Here is a 2,582-nt window from a genome sequence, read left to right on the forward strand (position 1 = left end):
GACTTTCCCGCCGCACTGCCTCGCTCAAGCACAGCAAGTAGGATAAAAGAACAATTATTTTGGCAGTTTTCCACTGGAAACGCACGCTAGGGGTAGCGCCGGCGCAAAATCTAAATGCTAACGGGCTTGATGCACTGGTGTGAAGCTAGAGCTCCCCCGCGGCATGAGGGACCTTGAGAGCGGCGAGTTTGCAGCCATCGCCTATGTGCGGGAGAAATTCCTTGAAACCGCGCGGCTTTACAACTTTACCATGATGGAGCCGTCGCCCCTTGAAATGCTGGCGACGCTGGAGGCCAAGAGCGGGAGCGCCGTTTCAAACGAGATATACGCTTTCACGGACAAGGGCGACAGAAAAGTCGCGCTGCGCTTTGACCTCACAATTGGGCTGACGCGCTTTGTGGCTGCCAGGCGCGACTTGAAGATGCCGGCCAAGGTGGCGGCGTTTGCCGGGGTGTGGCGCTACGACGAGCCGCAGGCCGGCAGGTACCGCTATTTCCACCAGTGGGACGTCGAGGTGTACGGCCCGTTCTCGATAGAGTCAGACGCCGAGGTGATAGAGTTCATAGCGGCGTTTTTCAAAAAGCTGGGCCTTGCAGTGTCGATTGAAGTCAACGACCGGCAGCTAATCGAGCAGTACATCCGCGGCAGGCTGGGCGTGGCAGACGACGCCCGGGTGGCCGAGATGTTTCGCGCAGTGGACAAGGTGCCAAAAAAGGGCGCCGCTGCCATCCTGCATGAATACAGGGACGTGGTAGAGCCGGGCAAGCTGCAGGCGCTTATCGACCTGTCGCAGGTGCGCGGCTCTGTCAAAGAGGTCGCAGCCAGAGCAGACGTGCAGGGGCTTGCAGGGTGGCAAAAGATTGTCAGCCTGATGGAGTCGCTGGCCGCAAGAAAGGTGGACAACGTTTCTGTGAACCTCGGCATAGTCCGGGGCCTCGACTATTATTCCGGCGTCGTGTTTGAAGTGTTTTCCGGAGAAGGGGGCGCGCTGGTCGGCGGCGGCCGGTACGACCGGCTGACCGACGCGTTTGGGCGTAAGGACATCGGCGCCACGGGCGCTGCAGGCGGCGTCGAGCGCATTGTCATGGCCCTCCAAAAACAGGGCATGCTGCAGCCGCCCCAAAAGCCGCTGGTGTACGTGGCAAATGCGTCGGACGAGGCAAGGGCGAAGGCGCTCGAGCTGGTGGCCCTGTTGCGGGACAGCGACATTGCGGCTGACTATGACATACTCGGAAGGGCGCTGCGAAAGCAGATGGACGACGCGTCGACCAAGGGCGCACGCCTCGCGCTGATAGTCGCGCCCGGCGAAATTGCCGAGGGCAAGGTCACTGTAAAGTCTATGAAAGACGGGGCAGAAAGCAAGCAGCCTCTTGAGGCCATCGTCGACGCAGTAGGCTCGCTTTTGCGAGCCTAGGTGTGCGTTTGGCTCAAAATATGCTGTATTTGAGGGCTGCATCGTGCATGTCGGCCCGGGGCAAACCTTATTGCACTGCCGCGCCAAAACCTTTGCAAATTTGTTTGGGACAAGGCTGGAAGCGGGGCGGTAGCGAGTGAGCCGGGAATCAGGCAAGAGGGTCCTACTCGTCGACGATGAAATGGACATTCTGGTGGTCATGAAAGACGGCCTGCAAAAGGCAGGTTTTTCAGTCAGGGCATGTCGCGACTCTGTCACGGCGCTTGAGAACTTTGCTCCCGGCCGCTACGACCTTGTGATAACCGACATCCGGATGCCTGGGATGAACGGGTTGGACCTGTATCAAAAGATCAAGTCTGTCGACCCGCAAACCCCTGTGATATTCCTGTCAGCCTATGACATGTCGTCGGCAGAGCTGAGTTTTGCCCGCAGGCTCGACCCTGACGCGGTGATAATCTACAAGCCCGTAGGGATGAAAGAGTTTCTTGCCCGGGAAAAATGCTGTTTGGCGGCTAGAGCCTTATCATCGCCACGCTCTTCATCTTGACTATGCCGCTTGGCTTTTTCTCATAGACAGACCTGACGACTAGGTCTGGCGGCTCGTAGCTGGCATAAAGGTCTCCTGGGTCGAGCTGCTGCATGTCATAGTTCAACTGGATGGCTTCGAGCTTTAGGCCGTTCTCGACAAGCCTGCCCTTTGCCTTCTCGACCAGCTCCTGGTCCGAAGTGTTGGGGGCGAGAAAGACCTTGGGGTTTGAGGTATTTGTCAAATATTGCGCCAAATCAACCATGTTTAGCATGACCAACACCAAAACAACGGCTATTAATCTTTCAATTCCAGACAACAAGACAAGACGTGAGAGGTGGAGAAGCTGGCGAGACACCTCGAAATGGCCGCGAACGGCAGACATTGAACGTCAGTTGCTAACAGGATATCGTTCCTAGTATTGCAACCGAGAATAAAGGTACCTTATTGTGCACTAGCGGATGCTGACCAGTGATGTTTTATATCAGAAGCGCAAAAAGCTACTATCGATTCGCCAGAATCGGATAGGTGTGGAGGGGGTAGTAAATTGAGTCCCATTTCAATTGACCCTCCGCCCTTACTTTTCTCGAGCGATAAATGACGTTTCTCGCTAGTCTTTAAAAACTCTTTGAAGGCCGGTTC

3 protein-coding genes are annotated in these 2,582 nt (G+C 56.2%); 2 read left to right on the forward strand and 1 reads right to left on the reverse strand.

From position 1 onward, the window contains the following. Positions 1-139 precede the first annotated feature (139 nt). Both hisS and ACREAY_RS11240 read left to right on the forward strand, forming a co-directional pair. Positions 140-1,414, forward strand: a complete 1,275-nt coding sequence (hisS, locus tag ACREAY_RS11235) for a histidine--tRNA ligase (RefSeq protein ID WP_431755862.1) — start codon at positions 140-142, stop codon at positions 1,412-1,414. A 136-nt stretch (positions 1,415-1,550) separates the two neighbouring features. Next, positions 1,551-1,961 (forward strand): response regulator, encoded by a 411-nt coding sequence (locus tag ACREAY_RS11240; RefSeq protein WP_431755863.1) that lies wholly within the window; start codon positions 1,551-1,553, stop codon positions 1,959-1,961. On the opposite strand, the gene ACREAY_RS11245 is transcribed toward ACREAY_RS11240, so the two are convergent. Beyond that, positions 1,927-2,184: a hypothetical protein gene (locus tag ACREAY_RS11245; RefSeq protein WP_431755864.1), complete on the reverse strand. Its 258-nt coding sequence runs from the start codon at positions 2,182-2,184 to the stop codon at positions 1,927-1,929. The two genes, ACREAY_RS11240 and ACREAY_RS11245, sit on opposite strands and share 35 nt — an antisense overlap. Positions 2,185-2,582: the final 398 nt, after the last annotated feature.

This window comes from Nitrososphaera sp. (assembly GCF_050748925.1).
Taxonomy (GTDB): domain Archaea; phylum Thermoproteota; class Nitrososphaeria; order Nitrososphaerales; family Nitrososphaeraceae; genus Nitrososphaera.